At 70.2% G+C, this 16,144-nt stretch carries 17 protein-coding genes; 13 read left to right on the top strand and 4 right to left on the bottom strand.

Annotated elements, in window-relative coordinates; translation table 11 throughout:
* Positions 1–7 precede the first annotated feature (7 nt).
* A complete protein-coding gene (locus tag M1105_RS11080) occupies positions 8–385 on the top strand; it encodes a carboxymuconolactone decarboxylase family protein (RefSeq protein ID WP_249580427.1) in 378 nt (125 codons plus the stop codon).
* Between the two features lie 11 nt (positions 386–396).
* Here the strand turns inward: M1105_RS11080 and M1105_RS11075 are convergent, their stop codons facing one another.
* A complete protein-coding gene (locus M1105_RS11075) occupies positions 397–1,209 on the bottom strand; it encodes a response regulator (protein ID WP_249580426.1) in 813 nt (270 codons plus the stop codon).
* Between the two features lie 125 nt (positions 1,210–1,334).
* Between M1105_RS11075 and M1105_RS20845 the strand changes: the two genes are divergently transcribed.
* From M1105_RS20845 to M1105_RS11060, 3 genes are read left to right on the top strand one after another with little or no spacing between them, the layout of a single operon-like run.
* On the top strand, positions 1,335–1,520 hold the full coding sequence (locus tag M1105_RS20845) for a NepR family anti-sigma factor (protein WP_249580425.1): 186 nt from the start codon (positions 1,335–1,337) through the stop codon (positions 1,518–1,520).
* Complete coding sequence (locus M1105_RS11065) at positions 1,517–2,131, top strand: sigma-70 family RNA polymerase sigma factor (RefSeq protein ID WP_249580424.1); 615 nt, start codon at positions 1,517–1,519, stop codon at positions 2,129–2,131. Before M1105_RS20845 ends, M1105_RS11065 begins: the two co-directional genes overlap by 4 nt.
* Positions 2,073–3,914, top strand: coding sequence for a sensor histidine kinase (locus M1105_RS11060; protein ID WP_249580423.1), 1,842 nt, complete (start codon positions 2,073–2,075; stop codon positions 3,912–3,914). Before M1105_RS11065 ends, M1105_RS11060 begins: the two co-directional genes overlap by 59 nt.
* Before the next feature lie 23 nt (positions 3,915–3,937).
* Here the strand turns inward: M1105_RS11060 and M1105_RS11055 are convergent, their stop codons facing one another.
* Both M1105_RS11055 and M1105_RS11050 read right to left on the bottom strand, forming a co-directional pair.
* The gene (locus M1105_RS11055; protein ID WP_249580422.1) at positions 3,938–4,132 is read right to left on the bottom strand and encodes a PLD nuclease N-terminal domain-containing protein; all 195 of its coding nucleotides are present in this window, start codon (positions 4,130–4,132) and stop codon (positions 3,938–3,940) included.
* Positions 4,133–4,429: 297 nt separating this feature from the next.
* Positions 4,430–5,605 carry an acyl-CoA dehydrogenase family protein gene (locus M1105_RS11050; RefSeq protein ID WP_249580421.1) on the bottom strand — a complete coding sequence of 392 codons (1,176 nt, stop codon included), beginning with the start codon at positions 5,603–5,605 and terminating at the stop codon, positions 4,430–4,432.
* 127 nt (positions 5,606–5,732) lie between these two features.
* Between M1105_RS11050 and M1105_RS11045 the strand changes: the two genes are divergently transcribed.
* Together M1105_RS11045 and M1105_RS11040 are read left to right on the top strand one after the other, a co-directional pair.
* Entirely contained in the window at positions 5,733–6,389 is a 657-nt protein-coding gene (locus M1105_RS11045; RefSeq protein ID WP_249580420.1) for a DUF1007 family protein, read from the top strand.
* On the top strand, positions 6,380–7,324 hold the full coding sequence (locus M1105_RS11040; protein WP_249580419.1) for a nickel/cobalt transporter: 945 nt from the start codon (positions 6,380–6,382) through the stop codon (positions 7,322–7,324). The genes M1105_RS11045 and M1105_RS11040 overlap by 10 nt, the downstream gene beginning before the upstream one ends.
* 10 nt (positions 7,325–7,334) lie before the next feature.
* On the opposite strand, the gene M1105_RS11035 is transcribed toward M1105_RS11040, so the two are convergent.
* On the bottom strand, positions 7,335–7,787 hold the full coding sequence (locus M1105_RS11035; protein ID WP_249580418.1) for an NUDIX hydrolase: 453 nt from the start codon (positions 7,785–7,787) through the stop codon (positions 7,335–7,337).
* 170 nt (positions 7,788–7,957) lie between these two features.
* On the opposite strand from M1105_RS11035, the gene M1105_RS11030 reads away from it, so the two are divergent.
* From M1105_RS11030 to M1105_RS11000, 7 genes are all read left to right on the top strand, one after another.
* Complete coding sequence (locus M1105_RS11030) at positions 7,958–9,415, top strand: cytochrome P450 (RefSeq protein WP_249580417.1); 1,458 nt, start codon at positions 7,958–7,960, stop codon at positions 9,413–9,415.
* Between the two features lie 96 nt (positions 9,416–9,511).
* Complete coding sequence (locus M1105_RS11025; RefSeq protein WP_249580416.1) at positions 9,512–10,258, top strand: CDP-alcohol phosphatidyltransferase family protein; 747 nt, start codon at positions 9,512–9,514, stop codon at positions 10,256–10,258.
* A 109-nt stretch (positions 10,259–10,367) separates the two neighbouring features.
* Positions 10,368–11,471, top strand: coding sequence for an ABC transporter ATP-binding protein (locus M1105_RS11020; RefSeq protein ID WP_249580415.1), 1,104 nt, complete (start codon positions 10,368–10,370; stop codon positions 11,469–11,471).
* Between the two features lies 1 nt (position 11,472).
* The gene (locus M1105_RS11015; protein WP_249580414.1) at positions 11,473–12,444 is read left to right on the top strand and encodes an ABC transporter permease; all 972 of its coding nucleotides are present in this window, start codon (positions 11,473–11,475) and stop codon (positions 12,442–12,444) included.
* Positions 12,445–12,469: 25 nt separating this feature from the next.
* On the top strand, positions 12,470–13,243 hold the full coding sequence (locus tag M1105_RS11010) for an ABC transporter permease (RefSeq protein WP_249580487.1): 774 nt from the start codon (positions 12,470–12,472) through the stop codon (positions 13,241–13,243).
* Between the two features lie 46 nt (positions 13,244–13,289).
* The gene (locus M1105_RS11005; RefSeq protein WP_249580413.1) at positions 13,290–14,324 is read left to right on the top strand and encodes an extracellular solute-binding protein; all 1,035 of its coding nucleotides are present in this window, start codon (positions 13,290–13,292) and stop codon (positions 14,322–14,324) included.
* A gap of 144 nt (positions 14,325–14,468) precedes the next feature.
* Positions 14,469–16,097 (top strand): Na/Pi cotransporter family protein, encoded by a 1,629-nt coding sequence (locus M1105_RS11000; RefSeq protein ID WP_249580412.1) that lies wholly within the window; start codon positions 14,469–14,471, stop codon positions 16,095–16,097.
* The last annotated feature ends 47 nt before the right edge of the window (positions 16,098–16,144 follow it).

The raw sequence follows: 16,144 nt of genomic DNA, 5'->3' as shown, positions 1-16,144 counted from the left end.
GGGAGAGATGGACGACCTGTTCGAGAAGGGCCTCGCCCAACGCAAGGCGACGCTGGGGGCCGAGTATGTCGAGAAGAATCTCGCCGCCGACGACGACTTCACCCGCCCGTTCCAGGAGGCGATGACCGCCTGGTGCTGGGGCTTCGGCTGGGGCGACGACGCGATCCCGCCGAAGACCCGCTCGATGATGAACCTCGCGATGATCGGGGCGCTGGGCAAGATGCACGAATGGGAGATCCACTGCCGCGGCGCGCTGAGGAACGGCGTCACGAAGGAGGAAATCCGCGCCATCATCCATGTGGTCGGCATCTACTGCGGCGTGCCGCAGGCGCTGGAATGCTTCCGCGTGGCGCGCAAGGTACTGGAGGAGGCGGGCGAGCTTTGAACCGCCCGCGCTCAGCGCGCCGCGCTGAGGAACAGGACCTGGCTCACCGCGGCCTCGACCGTCCCGGTGCGGAACGGCTTGGTCACGAGGAAGGTGGGCTCGGGCCGCTCGCCGGTCAGCAGGCGCTCGGGGAAGGCGGTGACGAAGATCACCGGGACCTTCATGCGCGCGAGGATGTCCTCTACCGCGTCGATGCCCGACGAGCCGTCGGCGAGCTGGATGTCCGCGAGCACGAGATCGGGCCGAGTATCCTCGGCCATCGCGACCGCGCTCGCGCGCGTGTCGGCGATGCCCACGACCTCGTGGCCCATGCCGGCGACGATGCTCTCGATGTCGAGCGCGATGATCGGCTCGTCCTCGATGATCAGGACGCGCGAGCGCATCTGGCGATCGAGCTCGGCGCGGGCGTCGCGCGCGAGCCGCTCGGCCTCGTCCCGCCCGACGCCCATGATCTCGGCCGCATCGTCGAGCGAGAAGCCCTCGAGCGTCGTCAAGAGCAGCATCTGGCGCGAGCGCGGCGTGAGGCGGGCGATCCTGAGCTGGGCCGCGCCCACCCCCGCATCGCCCGCGGCCGGGCCGCCGGGGCCCGCGCTGCTCCAGAGCCGGTGAAAGAGCGCATAGAGCCCGACGCGCGGCGGCAGGCTCAGGTCGAGCGCGTCGCGGTCGGCGATCAGCGCCTCGATCACCGCCGCGACGAAGGCGTCACCCGCGCGCTGTTCGCCACAGAGCGCACGGGCGAAGCGCCGCAGGTAGGGAAGCTGCGGGGCGATCAGGTCCGACAGGTTCGGCCGGGCGGCACCTGCCCCCCCGACGGTGGTGGTCATCCGACTCTCCATCATGGCTCGTCCCGTGCTATGCTCGGAACCAACGCGGCCGGCAAGGCGTTCGTTCCGCGAGACAGGCAGGCCCAACCGCCGGTTGAGCCGAGGCAGCCCGAGGACCCGAGGCCGTGACCACCACGAAAACGTCCGCAGCCGAACCCCGTAAAGCGCGGATCACGGAATTCGACGGCACCGCCGAAGACCCGATCACGGTGCAGCTTCGGCGGCTCTACGACGATGCCGTCGCCGAGCCCCTGCCCGAGCATCTGCTGCACCTGCTGGAGCGCCTGGCCGAGGCGGAGGCCAAGCGATGAGCGACCCGTTCCGCGACGAGTTGGTCGCCGCGCTCAAGCCGTTGCGCGGCTTCGCCCGCACCTTCCACCGCGACGCCGACCGGGCCGACGACCTGGTGCAGGAGACGATGGTGAAGGCCTGGGCGAACCGCGACAAGTTCCGGCCCGGCACCAACATGCGCGCCTGGCTCTTCACCATCCTGCGCAACAGCTACTATTCCGAGCTGCGCAAGACCCGCAACGAGGTCGAGGACGCCGACGGCGCGCTGACCGAGCGGCTGACCGACCTGCCCGCGCATGACGGACGGCTGGCGATGCGCGACTTTCGCACGGCGCTGGCGACGCTGGGCGACGACCAGCGCGAGGCGCTGATCCTGGTCGGGGCGTCGGGCTTCTCCTACGAGGAGGCGGCCGAGATCTGCGGCGTCGCGCCCGGCACGATCAAGAGCCGGGTGAGCCGCGCCCGCGCCCGCCTGGCCGAGCTGCTCGAGGGCGGCGATGCCGAGCCCGGTGAGGACGCCCCGCAGGACGACGGCGCGCCTAGCGAGGCAAACGGGCGAGGAGCGAGCGCCGATGGCCCGGACGGCGGCGAGGCTGCGTTGCGTGCCCGTCACGCCACGCAGCCGGCGTGACGCGGGCACCCGGATGGCCGATGCCCCGCACCGCGACGGCCTGAGGCGCCTTCGCTTCCAGTTCGCGCTGATCCTTGCCGTCGCCATGGCTCCCGCCGGCGTGCTGGCGGTGATCCAGGCGCTGTCGAATGTCGACGACGCGGTGGGACAGCGGCTGGAACTCCTCGCCGCCGACGTGCGCAAGGCGGCGGAGGAGGAGCAGTCGGTGTTCCTGTCGATCCGCGAGACCCTTCGGATCGCAGCCCGCGAGCTGAAGCGCGAGCTCGACGAGACCGGCGCCTGCGCCCGCTCGCTCGACCTCACGCTGGGCAGCGACCCGAGGCTGACGGGCGGGGCTCTGCTCGACGCCCGGGGCGGGGCGGTCTGCGGGGACGCAACGGTGCTGGGCATCGCCGGGAACCCGGCATGGGGTGATTTCCTCGACCGGCCGCGCTTCGTGATCGGCCCGCCGCAGGAAGCCCAGGGCGACCGGCACCCCTTCGTCACCGCCTTCTACCCGATGCCCGATGCTGCCGCCGAGGCCTTCGCGATCGCCGTGGGGATCGATCTCACCTTCCTGCGGGGGCTCGTCGCCTCGGACCTGACGCCGCGCTCCTTCGCCGTGCTTGGCCAGGGCGGCGCCCTGCTTGCAATCGGCGGCGCCGGCGGGGGCGGCTGGCTGCCCAAGGATCGCGAGCCCCTGATGAGCTTTACGGAAGGCGACATGCTGCTCGGCTCGGCCGACGGGATCGAGCGGCGCTTCTTCGTCGTGCCGCTGATCGCCGGGCAGGTCTGGGCGGTCACGGCATCGCGCGAGCTGAGGTTCGCCGACCTCGTGGGCAGCGCACAGGGGCTTCTCGTGATCGCGCCGATCCTGCTGTGGCTCATCGCCGTGATGGTGGCGGCGGCCGCGATCGACCGGCTGGTGACGCGGCATGTGCGCTATCTTGAGCGCGTCACCGCGCGGCTCGGGCGGGGCGAGCTCGACACCGAGATCGATACGCTCGACGGTGCGCCCACCGAGATCCGCAACCTCGGCGACGCGGTCCGGGGCATGGCGCGCAACCTCGCCGAGCGCGAGGCGGCGCTGCAGGACATGGTGGCGTCGCAGAAATCGCTGCTGCTCGAGGTGCACCACAGGGTCAAGAACAACCTCCAGATGGTGTCGAGCCTGATGAACATGCAGCTTCGCCGGTCCGAGAGCGAGGCCGAGCGGCGCTCGCTCAGGCTGGTGCAGGACCGCATCCACGGCCTCGCGCTGGTGCACCAGAATCTCTACGCGACCGAGCGGCTCGACTCGATCCCGCTCGACCACCTGCTGCGCGACCTGTGCGAGCACCTCACCACTTCGCTCAAGCCCGCCCGCGCCACGGTGCGTTTCGAGACGGCGCTCGAGCCCATCACCGTGGGCACCGAGGTGGCGACCCCGATCGCGCTGTTCATGACCGAGGCGGTGTCGAACGTGTTCAAGCACGCGGTCGGAGCCAGCGGCCCGACCGAGATCCGCCTAGGCCTCGCGCGCGACGGCGAGAATTTCAGGATCACGCTGGAGAACGATCTCGGCGGCGCCGGACGGGAGGGCGAAAGCGACGAGCCCGGCGCGCCACTCGACCGCAACTCGGGCCTCGGCGCACGGCTGATGGAGGGGTTCGCCCGCCAGATCGGCGGCACGCTGACGCGCGAGACGGTCGAGGGCACGGTCTATCGGGTGACTCTCACCGGGCCTCTGGGCAGCCATGCCGCGGCCCTGCCGGGAGCCTTCGAACTGCGCCACCGCGAGGAGCGCCGCGACGCCGCCGAGTGAGCGGGGCGCGCGGCGGCGGCCGGTCAGAGCCGGTATTCGCGCTCCCGCGGGCCAGCCATCAGCCAGGCAAGGAATCCCGCCACCGGCAGCATCAGCACCAGCGCCGTCCACATCGCCTTGGCGCCGGCGGGCCGGCCAGATCCCAGCACCGAGACGATCGCCCAGGTGTTGATGGCAAGGAGCGCGAGCGCGCCGAAGCCGACAAGTTCAAGAGACATGGGTCGCCACCTCGTCCGAGCGCGGGGTGCCTGCGCGCGGCGTCGGCGCCGGATGCGCGGGGAGCGATTGCGGGACCTGGGCTCGATAGGCGCTGTTCACGTTTCTGCCTCCTCTCACGGGGTTTGCGCGATCAACCCGCAGAGGTGCCCGGCGGTTCCGTGCCATGGCATCTTCCGCGCACGTGCCGCGCAGGCGTGGCAGCGCGGACACAATCGGGGGTGGTGCATGCACAAGCCCCCGGCATGGCCGTGCGGCGACCGCATCTAAGGCGCGGACGCGGTAACGGGACAGCGCCCTCAGTACGAGCGCGGCATCCCCAGCACGTTCTGCGCGAGATAGGCGAGGATCATGTTCGACGAGATCGGCGCCACCTGGTAGAGCCGGGTCTCGCGCCACTTCCGCTCGACGTCGTACTCCTCGGCGAAGCCGAAGCCGCCATGCGCCTGAAGGCAGGCCTCGCCCGCGGCCCAGGACGCCTCGGCGGCGAGATACTTCGCCATGTTGGCCTCGGGTCCGATCGAGCGGCCGGCGTCAAACTCGGCGGCCGCGCGCTTCACCATCAGGTCGGCGGCCTCGGTCTGGGCGTAGGCCTTGGCGATGGGGAACTGCACGCCCTGATTGGCGCCGATCGGCCGGCCGAACACCTCGCGCGACGAGGCATAGGCGGTGGCCTTCTCGATGAACCAGCGCGCGTCGCCGATGCATTCGGCCGCGATCAGCGTGCGCTCGGCGTTCATGCCGTCGAGCACGTAGCGGAACCCCATCCCCTCCTCGCCCACGAGGTTCTCGGCCGGGATGCGCAGATTGTCGAAGAACACTTCGCAGGAGGAATGGTTGACCATTGCCCGGATGGGGCGGATCTCGAGCCCCTGCCCCCGCGCGGCGCGCATGTCGACGATGAAGGTGGACAGCCCCGTGCCCTTCTTCGTCACCTGGTCCTTCGGCGTCGTGCGGGCGAGCAGAAGCATGAGGTCGGAATGCTCGGCCCGGCTGGTCCAGATCTTCTGGCCGTTGATGACGTATGTGTCGCCCTCGCGCACCGCGGTGGTGCGCAGGCTGAGCGTGTCGGTGCCCGAGGTGGGCTCGGTCACGCCGAAGGCCTGGAGGCGGATCTCCCCGCTCGCGATCTTCGGCAGCCATTCGGCCTTCTGCACCGCCGAGCCGTGCCGCAGGATCGTGCCCATGATGTACATCTGCGCGTGGCAGGCGCCCGAATTCCCGCCCGAGCGATGGATCTCCTCGAGGATCGCGCAGGCCTGGCGCAGTCCGAGGCCCGAGCCGCCGAATTCCTCGGGGATCAGGGCGGCAAGGTAGCCGGCTTCGGTCAGCGCCGCGACGAATTCGCCGGGATAGGCGCGCGCGCGGTCCTTCTCGCGCCAGTAGTCGCCGCCGAAGCGGGCGCAAAGCTCGGCCACGCCCTCGCGGATCGCGCGGATCTCGTCGTCGATGTCGGTGCTGCACTGCGCGGTCATCGCGTCTCCCCCATGTGGCTTCGGTCGCCCCGGCTTATCCGCCACGCAAACGAAGCGGAAGGGGCTGCAAGCCCGCGGCGATCGCCTATATTCTCGGCGACACCACGTGACAGGCGCGAGGGGCGGAATGCGACGGATCGGTCGGTGCGCGGCGGCGGCGGCGCTGGCGGGGCTCGCGGCGGGACAGGCGGGGGCGCATCCGCATGTCTTCCTCGACGGCGGGGCGCATTTCATCTTCGACGATCAGGGGCGGCTCGCGGCGATCCGGGTGATCTGGCAGTATGACGCCTTCGCCTCGCTGTTCATCCTCGAGTCGCTCGAGGTGGACAAGGACGGCGACGGGGTGCTCACGGACGACGAGACGGCCAAGGTCGTCACCGACCAGCTCACTTGGGAGGGGGGCTTCGAGGGCGACAGCTATCTGTGGCACGGCGGCGCAAAGATGCCGCTGACCGGCCCGTCGAACGGGACGGCCGCGATGGGCGATGGCAGGCTCACCGTCACCTTCGAGCGGGCGCTCGAGACCCCCATCGCGCCGGGCGAGGCCGAGGTGCTGGTCAAGCTCTACGACCCGACCTACTACTTCGCTTACTTCGCGACGCACGAGCCGCGCCTCGAGGGCGCTGTGCCCACGGCGTGCCGCGCCCGTATCGAGCCGTTCGAGCCCGACAGCGCGCTCGCCGCGCTGCAGGGCTCGCTCGCGCTGCTCTCGACCGAGGAGACGCCCGAGCAGGAGGACGTGGGCGCGCTGTTCGCCGACCGGATCGTGATGCTGTGCGGCTGACGGCGGCGATCGTCGTCGCGGCCCTCGCGGCCCTGGGTCTCGCGCTGTGGCTGAGTGGCGCGGGGGCCGAGATCGGCTATTGGGCCGCGCGCCAGCAGCGCGCCTTCCAGGACCTGATCGCCGCCGCCGTGAGCCGCCTGCGGGCGGGCGATACGGCGGCGCTGTGGTCGCTGATCGGCGCCTGCGCGGCCTATGGCGTGGTGCATGCAATCGGGCCCGGGCACGGCAAGGTGCTGATCGGCGGCGCGGGGATGGCCTCGGCCAGCACGGCGCGGCGGCTGATGGGGCTTGCGCTGATCTCGTCGCTCGGGCAGGCGGCAACGGCGGTCGCGCTGGTCTATGGCGGCTTCCTGATCTTCGAGATGACGGCCTCGCATGCGGTCGAGACGGTGGAGGGTATGCTCGCGCCCGCCAGCGCCGCGGCGGTCGCGCTGATCGGACTTTGGATGGCCTGGCGCGGCCTGCGCGGCCTCATCGCGGCGGGCGCCCCCCGCGACGGCGCAGGCGATCACCGCCACCACCACGGCGAGCATGCGCCGCACGGCCACCACGCCCACGGCGCAGCCTGCGGCTGCGGCCACGCCCACGCCCCGAGCGCCGAGGCGGTCGAGGCGATGCGGAGCTGGCGCGATGCCGCCGCCATCGTCGGCGGCATCGCGCTGAGGCCCTGCACCGGAGCGGTGATCGTGCTGGTGCTGGCGTGGCGTTTCGGGGTGCCGGCGGCCGGCGTCGCCGCGGTGACGGCGATGGCGCTCGGCACGGCAGCGGTCGTCATGGTGGTGGCGGCGGCTTCGGTCGGCGCCCGGCGCACGGCACTGACCGCAACCGGCCGCGGAAGCCGGGCCGCGCGCGTCGCGGGTCCCGCCCTCCAGATCGCGGGAGGGCTGTTCATCGCGGCGATGAGCGGCGCGATGCTCGCGGCCAGCCTCGCCTGACCGCGCGGCCTCAGCCCCGCCCGTCCTCGCCGTGCAGCCGCTCGAAGGCGGCGAGAAGCTCGGCCATCTCGGGGGTGGCGATCAGCCCGGCCGCCTCCTCGGCCGGAACGATGCGCCGGCGGCGCTGCGGCTTCTCCTCCCACCGGTCCAGGATCTTTCGCACCCGGACGGGATAGAGCGCGACCTGCAGCTCGACGAACCCGCGGTGGGTGGCCTTGAGCGCTGTGTAGACGCCGATCGGCTCGGGCGCGGCATCGCCCAGTACGCCCGCCTCCTCGGCGAGCTCGCGTGCGGCGGCGGCGGCCGGGCTCTCGCCCGCGCTGACCGCGCCCTTGGGAAATATCCAGCGGCGTGTGCGGCGCGAGGTCACCAGCACATAGGCGAGCCCTTCGGGGCGCTCGACATAGCCGAGCGCCGCAGATTGCGGCCGGGGCATTGCGCCATCGGTCTCATTCGCGCCCATCGGCGATCGCCTGCTCTGTGCCTCTCGGGGGCATTGCCCCGACGTCGTCCCCGCGGGATCTCCATGCCGGATAGGCCTTGCGCCCCGGCGGGTCAAGCGGCGCGAAGGGTTGCAAAGCCGTGCATCCCGCCATCTGGACAACGCCGGCCGGCGCGCACAGGCTTGTCGGCATGGACAGCAGCGCGACCCCGCCCGCCGCGGCCGCTCGCGGCGCCACGGCGCGCGCGGCGAGGGCCGCGGCGCTTCGCGTGGCGGAGGGCCCGGCGCAGCTCTATCGCCCGCCCGCGCCCTGGCCGGTGGGCCCGCAGCGCGCCCTTCTGCGGGCGCTCCTGTCGGGCGAGCGGGACCTGATCACGCTGCTGCCGGGCGCGGCCTATCGCAGCCTGACGGCGCCGCTGGGGGTTTCGCGCCGGGGGATCTTCCTCGTCTCGGACCCCGCCGACATCCGCGACGTGCTGGTGGGGCGCAGCGCGCTCTTTCCCAAGAACGACCTGATGGTGGGCGCGCTCGAACCACTCGTCGGACATGGCGTCTTCGTCGCCGACGGCGCCGACTGGGAGCGGCAGCGCCGGATGATCGACCCGGCCTTCGGCCACATGCACATCCACCGCGCCTTCGGCAAGATGGCGGAGGCGGTGAGCGGGGGCGAGGCCATGCTCGACGCCGCGAGCGCCGCCGGCCACCCCGTGCCGCTCGAGCAGACCATGAGCCGGATCACCGCCGACATAGTGTTTCGCACGATCTTCTCGCAGGACCTGGCGGGCGAGACCGCGCATCGCGTCTTCGACGCCTTCGCGCGCTTCCAGAAAACCGTGGCGAATGTGGAACTGCGCCGGCTGCTCTGGTCGCGCCCCTTCGCCCGGATCCCGCAGCCGCGTCCGGCGCTTGCCGCGGCGGGCGAGATCCGGGCGCTGCTGGCGGACATGATCGCCACGCACCGCGCCGCGGGCCGCTCGGGCGACATCGCCGCCGACCTGATCGCCGCGCGCGACCCCGAGACCGGCACAGGCTTTACCGACACGGAACTCGTCGACCAGATCGGCGTGTTCTTTCTCGCCGGGCACGAGACGACCGCGAGCGTGCTGACCTGGTGCTTCTTCATTCTCGGCGAGCAGCCCGAGGCCGTCGCCCGGATGCGGGCCGAGATCGAGGCGGTGACCTACGGGGGGCCGGTCGAGTTCGCGCATGTCAAGCGCCTCGGCTTCGTGCGGTCGGTGTTCCGCGAGGCGCTGCGGCTTTATCCGCCCATCACCTTCTATGCACGTGTCGCGCGCGAGGCGAGCCGGATCGGCCCCTGCGCCGTGCCGCGCGGCGCGATGATCCTGGTGTCGCCCTGGGTGATCCACCGGCACGAGCGACTGTGGCGCGACGCCGACCGCTTCGATCCCGACCGCTTCTCGGCCGAGCGCGAGGGCGAGATCCCGGCCGGCGCCTACCTCCCCTTCGGGATGGGGCCGCGGATCTGCTCGGGCGCGGCCTTCGCCACCGTCGAGAGCATCCTGATCCTTGCGCGGCTGACCCGGCGCTATGACATCCGGGCGCTCGAGCCGGGAACGGTGCGGCCCGTCGCGCGCCTGACCACCCGCCCGGCGTGCGAGATCGCCTGCCGCGTCGCGCGGCTGGCGTGACGCAAGGCCCCCCGCCGCCGCTCCCTCGCTCGCATAGGCCCTTGCGCTCGCCCCCCATGCTTGCAATCAAGGCACATGGGACGATACGACGAGAACATGACCCGCGACCCGAGGCTGGGCCCGAAGAAGGCCGAGGTGGCCGCCGCCTGGGCGGTCCATGCCTTCACGACGTCGGGCATCGTGCTGGGCTTCCTCGCGCTGCTCGCGATCCTCGAGGGCGACCGCATCGCGGTGTTCATCTGGCTGGGGCTCGCGCTGTTCGTGGACGGCATCGACGGCACGCTCGCGCGCCGGGTCAAGGTGACCGAGATGACGCCCAAATTCGACGGCGCGGTGCTCGACAACGTCATCGACTTCTTCAACTACGTCGCGGTCCCCGCGATGATGGTCTACTGGTTCGACTTCGTGCCGGAGGGATGGGCGACGGTCTCGGCCGCGGCCATCATGGCGGTGAGCTGCTACACCTTCGCCAATCTCGACCTCAAGACATCGGACTACTATTTCGCGGGCTTCCCGGCGGTGTGGAACGTGGTGGTGCTGTATTTCCACATCCTGCAGACCGATCCGTGGCTGAACCTTGCGGTGATCGCGCTTTGCTGCGTGCTGACCTTCGTGCCGTGGAAATATGTCCACCCCTTCCGGGTGCGGGACTGGCGCAACGTCACCGTGCCGATGACGGTCCTGTGGGCCGCGACCTCGTTCCGGCTGGTGCTGATCGACACCGAGGGGCAGAGCATCAGCGACGCCTCGCCGCTGGTGTTCTGGCTGTGGGTGGGGGCATCGCTCTATTTCGTCGCGCTGTCGGGCTGGCGCTCGATCCGGCCCGAGCCCGACGCCGACTGAGCGCGGGCGCCCGCGCGAAATCGGCCCGCCCTGCCCTGCAACCCCTTGCAAATCCGGACCTGACGCGCCGTAATCCCCCGATGGCGGGCGACCAGCGGGCGGGGGCCGAATGACCGAGAGCGAGATCGCGATCCGCGTGCGCGGGGTGACGAAGACCTTCGGCGAGGGTGCCTCGGCGTTCCACGCGCTCGACAACGTGTCGGTCGATATCCGCAAGAACGAGTTCTTCACCCTGCTTGGCCCCTCCGGCTGCGGCAAGACCACGCTCTTGCGGCTGATCGCGGGCTTCGACCAGCCGACAGCGGGGCGGATCGAGCTTGAGGGCCAGGACATCTCGCATCTCGCGCCCTTCCGCCGCCCGGTGAATACGGTGTTCCAGTCCTATGCACTGTTTCCGCACATGACGGTGGCACAGAACATAGGCTTCGGGCTCGAGATGCAGGACCGCCCGAAGGACGAGGTGCGCGAGACCGTGGCCCGGATGCTGCGCCTCGTGCGGATGGAGGCGCTTGCAGACCGGCGCACCGACCAGATCTCGGGCGGCCAGCAGCAGCGGGTGGCGCTGGCCCGCGCGCTCGCCCCCCATCCCAAGGTCCTGCTGCTGGACGAGCCGCTGTCGGCGCTCGACTACAAGCTGCGCAAGGACATGCAGATCGAGCTCAAGCGCCTGCAGGCCGAGACCGGCATCACCTTCGTCTTCGTCACCCACGACCAGGAGGAGGCGCTGACCATGTCCGACCGCGTCGCGGTGATGAACCAGGGCGCGATCCTGCAGGTCGGCAGCCCGCGCGAGATCTACGACCACCCGGTCGAGCGCTTCGTGGCGGATTTCATCGGCGACACCAATTTCATCGAGGCCGAATTGGTGGCAGACGAGAGCGACGGGGCCGGGACGGCGAGGCTGAGGCTTGCCACCGGCCACGAGATCGCGACAGCATTGCCCGAGGGCATGCGCGCGCCGCGGCACGTGACCGTCGCGGTGCGCCCCGAGCACGCGGCCTTCGCGGCACCGGGCGAGCCCGCGGCGCTTGCGGGCCGGGTCGAGAGCATCGTCTATTTCGGTACCGACACCCATTACCATGTCGAACTGTCCGGCGGCGGGCGCTTCGTGCTGCGCCGGCAGAACAGCCGCGACGCGGCCGAGATTCTGGCGACGGGTGTCGACGTCGCGATCCGCCTGCCCCGCGGATCGGTACAGGTGCTGAGGGACTGACATGCAGGGACAGGGCGACAGCGCGGCAGCACCGGCGCGCGCGATCACGGCGCGCGAGGGAAAGGGAGCGCTCGTCTCGGCCGCTCGGCGGCGCGAGGTTCGTGTCTCGTGGCTGCTGTCGGCGCCAGCGCTCCTGGTCCTGCTGTGCGCGGCCTCGGGGCCGCTGCTGATCGTCCTCGTCTATTCCTTCCTCACGGCGGGGGATTACGGCGGCATCGTGTGGTCCTTCTCGGGCGAGGGCTGGTTCAAGGTGTTCCTTGCGCGGGACATCTTCGACGACACCGTCAGCATCGCGGATGCGCATCTGACGATCTTCTGGCGCTCAGTCAGGCTGTCGCTGCTTACGACCCTGATCTGCATCGCTCTGGGTTTTCCCACCGCATGGTTCATCGCGACCCGCAGCCGCGAGAGCCGGAACATCTGGCTCTTTCTCATCACCATTCCTTTTTGGACGAACCTCCTCATCCGTACCTTCGCGATCATGGAGGTGATCCGCAGCGAGGGGATCGTGAACTCGGTACTGTTGGCGGCGGGGGTGATCCGGCAGCCGATCCAGATCATGTACACCGACTTCGCGATCCTGCTGGGGATGGCCTATGTCTATCTGCCACTGATGGTCCTGCCGCTATACGCGGCGATGGAGCGGCTCGACTTCCGGCTGATCGAGGCGGCCTACGACCTCTACGCCAGCCGCCGGCGGGTGCTGCGCCGCATCGTCGTGCCGCTGGTCAGGCCCGGGCTGATCGCGGGCTCCATCCTGGTCTTCATCCCGTCGCTTGGCGCCTATGTCACGCCGCGCGTGCTGGGCGGGGGCAAGAACATGATGCTGGGCAACCTGATCGAGCTGCAGTTCGGCCAGGGCCGGAACTGGCCGTTGGGTGCCGCGCTGTCGCTCACGCTCCTGCTGATCGTGATGGTCGCGCTGATCTTCTATGTCCGCATCGTCCAGAAGGAGGCGGCCAGTCGTGAGTGAGCGCGCGAGCTTCGATGTCCGCAAGATGCCGGGATTCGTCGCGATCGCGATCGCGACCTTCCTCGTGCTCTACGCACCGATCGTGACGCTCGTGATCTATTCCTTCAACTCGGGCATGTCGGTTGCGATGTGGGAAGGCTTCTCGTGGCGCTGGTACCAGGCCGCGATGCAGAACCAGCAGATCCAGGACGCGGCGCTCAGATCGGTGATCGTCGCGACCTTCGCGTCCGTCTTCGCAACCGTGCTTGCGACGATGGCGGCACTTGGCACCACGCGGGTCAGGCCGTTCCGGGGCCAGACCGCGATCTACGCGCTGATCAACCAGCCGCTCATGGTGCCCGAGATCGTGACCGGCGTGGCGCTTCTGATCGTGTTCGCGACCGTCAAGCAGGCAACGGGGTATTCGGGCCTCGGCTACCTGGTCCTCGCGCACACCGCCTTCTGCATTCCCTTCGCCTATCTGCCGATCCGCGCGCGGCTGGAGGGGCTGGACCGCAGCCTCGAGACCGCGGCGGCCGATCTCTACGCGACGCCGTGGCGTGCGTTTCGGCGCGTGACGCTGCCCTTGATGATGCCGGGCATCGTTGCCGGCGCGATGCTGGCCTTCGTCATCTCGCTCGACGACGTGGTGATCACCGAATTCGTGAAATCGGCGGGGCAGGATACACTGCCGACCTACATGCTGGGCCAGCTGCGCCGCGCCGTGACGCCCGAGATCAACGCGATCTCGACCGTGCTGTTGTTCATCTCGGTCGCGATCGTTTCGGCCTTCTTCGTCGTCAACCGGAAGAAGGCCTGACTGCCCGAGAGAGCCGACGACGAGAAACATCACAGGGAGAACGGACATGAAGACGGGACTGATGCTCACCGCAACGGCGATTGCGGCGTTCCTGGCCGCCGGGCCTGCGGCGGCGGCCGGCAAGCTCAACATCTTCAACTGGGGCAACTACACCAGCCCCGAGCTGATCGAGAAGTTCTCGAAGACATACGATGTCGAGGTGACGGTCACCGACTACGACTCGAACGCGACCGCGCTCGCCAAGGTCAAGGCGGGCGGCCATGGCTTCGACATCGTCGTGCCGTCGCATTCCTACATCCCGATCTTCGTCGCCGAGGGGCTGCTCATGGAGAGCCGCCCCGACCAGATGGAGAACTTCAAGCACATGGACCCGCAGTGGGTCGATGTCGACTGGGATCCGGGCCGGCATTACAGCGTGCCTTGGCAGTGGGGCTCGACCGGCGTGGCGGTGAACCGCGAGGACTACAAGGGCGACATCAACACCTCGAAGATCTTCCTCGACCCGCCCGAGGAACTGGTCGGCAAGGTCAATGTCGTGCCCGAGATGGCCGACGTCATGGCGCTCGCGCTGATGTATGTGGGCGGAGAATCCTGCTCGACCGACAAGGATAAGCTCAAGGCCGCGCGCGACGCCCTGATGGCCGCGAAGCCGAAGTGGCTGTCGATGGACTACGGCACCACGGACAAGCTGGGCTCGGGCGAATGGCGTGCGAGCGTAAACTGGAACGGCTCGACATTCCGCGCGCGGCTCGCCAACCCGAATGTCGAGTATGGCTATCCGCAGGAAGGCTTCCCGCTCTGGATGGACTCGGCCGCCATCCTCAAGGACGCCGTGAATGTCGAGAACGCCAAGCTGTTCCTGAACTTTATCATGGATCCCGAGAACGCCGCGATGATCTCGGCCTTCGCGCGCTATGCGAACGGCATCAAGGGATCGGAGGCGTTCATGCCTGACGACATGAAGACCGCGCCGGAGATCAACATGCCCGCGGAACTGGCCGGCGCCGGCAAGTTCAACAAGACCTGCTCGAAGGAGGCGCAGGACTACTACACGGCGATCTGGACCGAACTTACGAAGTGACGCCCGCAAGTGGCGCCGAGGCACGGGCGCGGGCCACTGGGCCCGCGCCCTTCTTCATGACGCCGGCGGGCGTGGCGGCCGCCCTGCCCGGCGCGGCATGACGGGCGCTTGCGGGGCACGGCCGCGCCCTCACATGATGCGTCGATGATGCGCGATCTCTTCTTCGCCGCCGGCGGTGTGGGCCTGTTCCTGCTGGGCATGCTCCTCCTCACCGAGGGGTTGCGGGCACTGGCCGGCGACGCGCTGCGCCGCTGGCTCGCGCGCTTCACGCGCACGCCGCTGTCGGGGGCGGCGACGGGGGCGGCGGTGACGGCGGTCGTGCAGTCGTCCTCGGCCACCACGGTGATGGCGGTGGGCTTCGTGGGCGCGGGGCTCCTGAGCTTTCCACAGGCGCTGGGGGTGATCTTCGGCGCCAATATCGGCACCACGCTCAAGGGCTGGATCGTCGCCATCATCGGCTTCCAGTTCGACCTTGGCGCAGTGGCGATGCCGCTTCTTTTCGTCGGCGTCCTGTTGCGGATGTTCGCGGGCGGGCGCTGGGCACAGGCAGGATGGGCGCTCGCGGGTTTCAGCCTGCTGTTCGTCGGGATCGAGACGATGACAATCGGGCTCTCGGCCTTCGAGGGCGTGGTCACGCCCGACGATTTCCCGCCCGACACGCTGTTCGGGCGGCTGCAGCTGGTGCTGATAGGCGTCGCGATCACGCTGGTCACCCAGTCGTCGAGCGCGGGCGTGGCGACCGCGCTTGTGGCGCTGGGGACGGGCACGATCTCGTTCCCGCAGGCCGCGGCGATGGTGATCGGGATGGACATGGGCACGACGGCGACCGCGGTGCTGGCGGCGCTGGGCGGCTCGACCTCGGCCCGCCGGACGGGGTGGGCGCATTGCGTCTACAACCTGCTGACCGGGGCGATGGCGTTCCTGCTGCTGGGACCCTACACCGGCTTCGTCGCGCCGCTGCTGACGGATGGTGGGCGGGGCGACGCGCAGCTTGCGCTCGTCGCTTTCCATACCGGGTTCAACGTGCTCGGCGTCCTCCTGGTGATCCCGTTCGCCGGGGCCTTCGCGCGACTGATCGTCCGCCTCGTTCCCGAGCGCGGGCCCGCGCTCACACGCCGGCTCGACGACCAGCTGCTGAAGGACCCCGGCACCGCGGTGGACGCGCTGGGCGCCACGCTGGGGGACATTGCCAACGCGCTGCGGCGCGAGCTTGCCCGCGCGCTGCGGCGGGAAGGTGGCCGGGCGGGGCGCGAGCGCCGGCTCGGCGAGATCGCCGGCGCGCTGGAGGAGGCCCGGCGCTTCGCCGCCAGCATCCGCACCGGGCGCGACGGCCCCGACCGGCACGGGCGCCACCAGACGGCGATCCACACACTCGACCACCTGTTGCGCCTCTCGCACCGGGCGGGCCAGTCGGACCGGATCGCGACGCTGGAGACCGAGCCACGCCTCGCCCGCTTCGCGCGTCTGATGGCGCGCGGCATCGACGCCGGCCTCGGCGCCGTGCCACGCGCGGTGGCCGAGGGGCAGGCCAACCGCCTGCGCCGCATCCTGCGCGACGAGCGCGACCGCTTCCGCGACGCCACCATCGACGCGGTGACCGAACAGGCGATCAGCGGGCAGGAGGGGCTCGGCCGGCTCGACGCGGTGCGCTGGCTGCACCGCGTCGCCTACCACCTGTGGCGCATCGAGCATCACCTGCGCATCATCGCGGAAACATCTCCGGCGGTCCGGGAAGCCCCGCCACAGCATGCGCCAGGGGCCGCCGCGGCCTGAGCGCGGCGCGCTTCCCGGTGGGTGTGGCCTCGGCCGCGTGAGCCATC

It is taken from the genome of Thermohalobaculum sediminis, assembly GCF_023487995.1.
Classification (GTDB): Bacteria; Pseudomonadota; Alphaproteobacteria; order Rhodobacterales; family Rhodobacteraceae; genus Thermohalobaculum; species Thermohalobaculum sediminis.
Note: the sequence above shows the minus strand (reverse complement) of the source record. Positions and strands in the feature narration are given on the sequence as shown.

Bases quoted from the DNA above. Each gene is read 5' to 3' on its own strand.
- M1105_RS11080 (WP_249580427.1), top strand. From the start codon at position 8: ATGGACGACCTGTTCGAGAAGGGCCTCGCCCAACGCAAGGCGACGCTG.
- M1105_RS11075 (WP_249580426.1), bottom strand. From the start codon at position 1,209: ATGACCACCACCGTCGGGGGGGCAGGTGCCGCCCGGCCGAACCTGTCG.
- M1105_RS11065 (WP_249580424.1), top strand. From the start codon at position 1,517: ATGAGCGACCCGTTCCGCGACGAGTTGGTCGCCGCGCTCAAGCCGTTG.
- M1105_RS11060 (WP_249580423.1), top strand. From the start codon at position 2,073: ATGGCCCGGACGGCGGCGAGGCTGCGTTGCGTGCCCGTCACGCCACGC.
- M1105_RS11055 (WP_249580422.1), bottom strand. From the start codon at position 4,132: ATGTCTCTTGAACTTGTCGGCTTCGGCGCGCTCGCGCTCCTTGCCATC.
- M1105_RS11050 (WP_249580421.1), bottom strand. From the start codon at position 5,605: ATGACCGCGCAGTGCAGCACCGACATCGACGACGAGATCCGCGCGATC.
- M1105_RS11045 (WP_249580420.1), top strand. From the start codon at position 5,733: ATGCGACGGATCGGTCGGTGCGCGGCGGCGGCGGCGCTGGCGGGGCTC.
- M1105_RS11035 (WP_249580418.1), bottom strand. From the start codon at position 7,787: ATGGGCGCGAATGAGACCGATGGCGCAATGCCCCGGCCGCAATCTGCG.
- M1105_RS11030 (WP_249580417.1), top strand. From the start codon at position 7,958: ATGGACAGCAGCGCGACCCCGCCCGCCGCGGCCGCTCGCGGCGCCACG.
- M1105_RS11025 (WP_249580416.1), top strand. From the start codon at position 9,512: ATGACCCGCGACCCGAGGCTGGGCCCGAAGAAGGCCGAGGTGGCCGCC.
- M1105_RS11020 (WP_249580415.1), top strand. From the start codon at position 10,368: ATGACCGAGAGCGAGATCGCGATCCGCGTGCGCGGGGTGACGAAGACC.
- M1105_RS11015 (WP_249580414.1), top strand. From the start codon at position 11,473: ATGCAGGGACAGGGCGACAGCGCGGCAGCACCGGCGCGCGCGATCACG.
- M1105_RS11010 (WP_249580487.1), top strand. From the start codon at position 12,470: ATGCCGGGATTCGTCGCGATCGCGATCGCGACCTTCCTCGTGCTCTAC.
- M1105_RS11005 (WP_249580413.1), top strand. From the start codon at position 13,290: ATGAAGACGGGACTGATGCTCACCGCAACGGCGATTGCGGCGTTCCTG.
- M1105_RS11000 (WP_249580412.1), top strand. From the start codon at position 14,469: ATGATGCGCGATCTCTTCTTCGCCGCCGGCGGTGTGGGCCTGTTCCTG.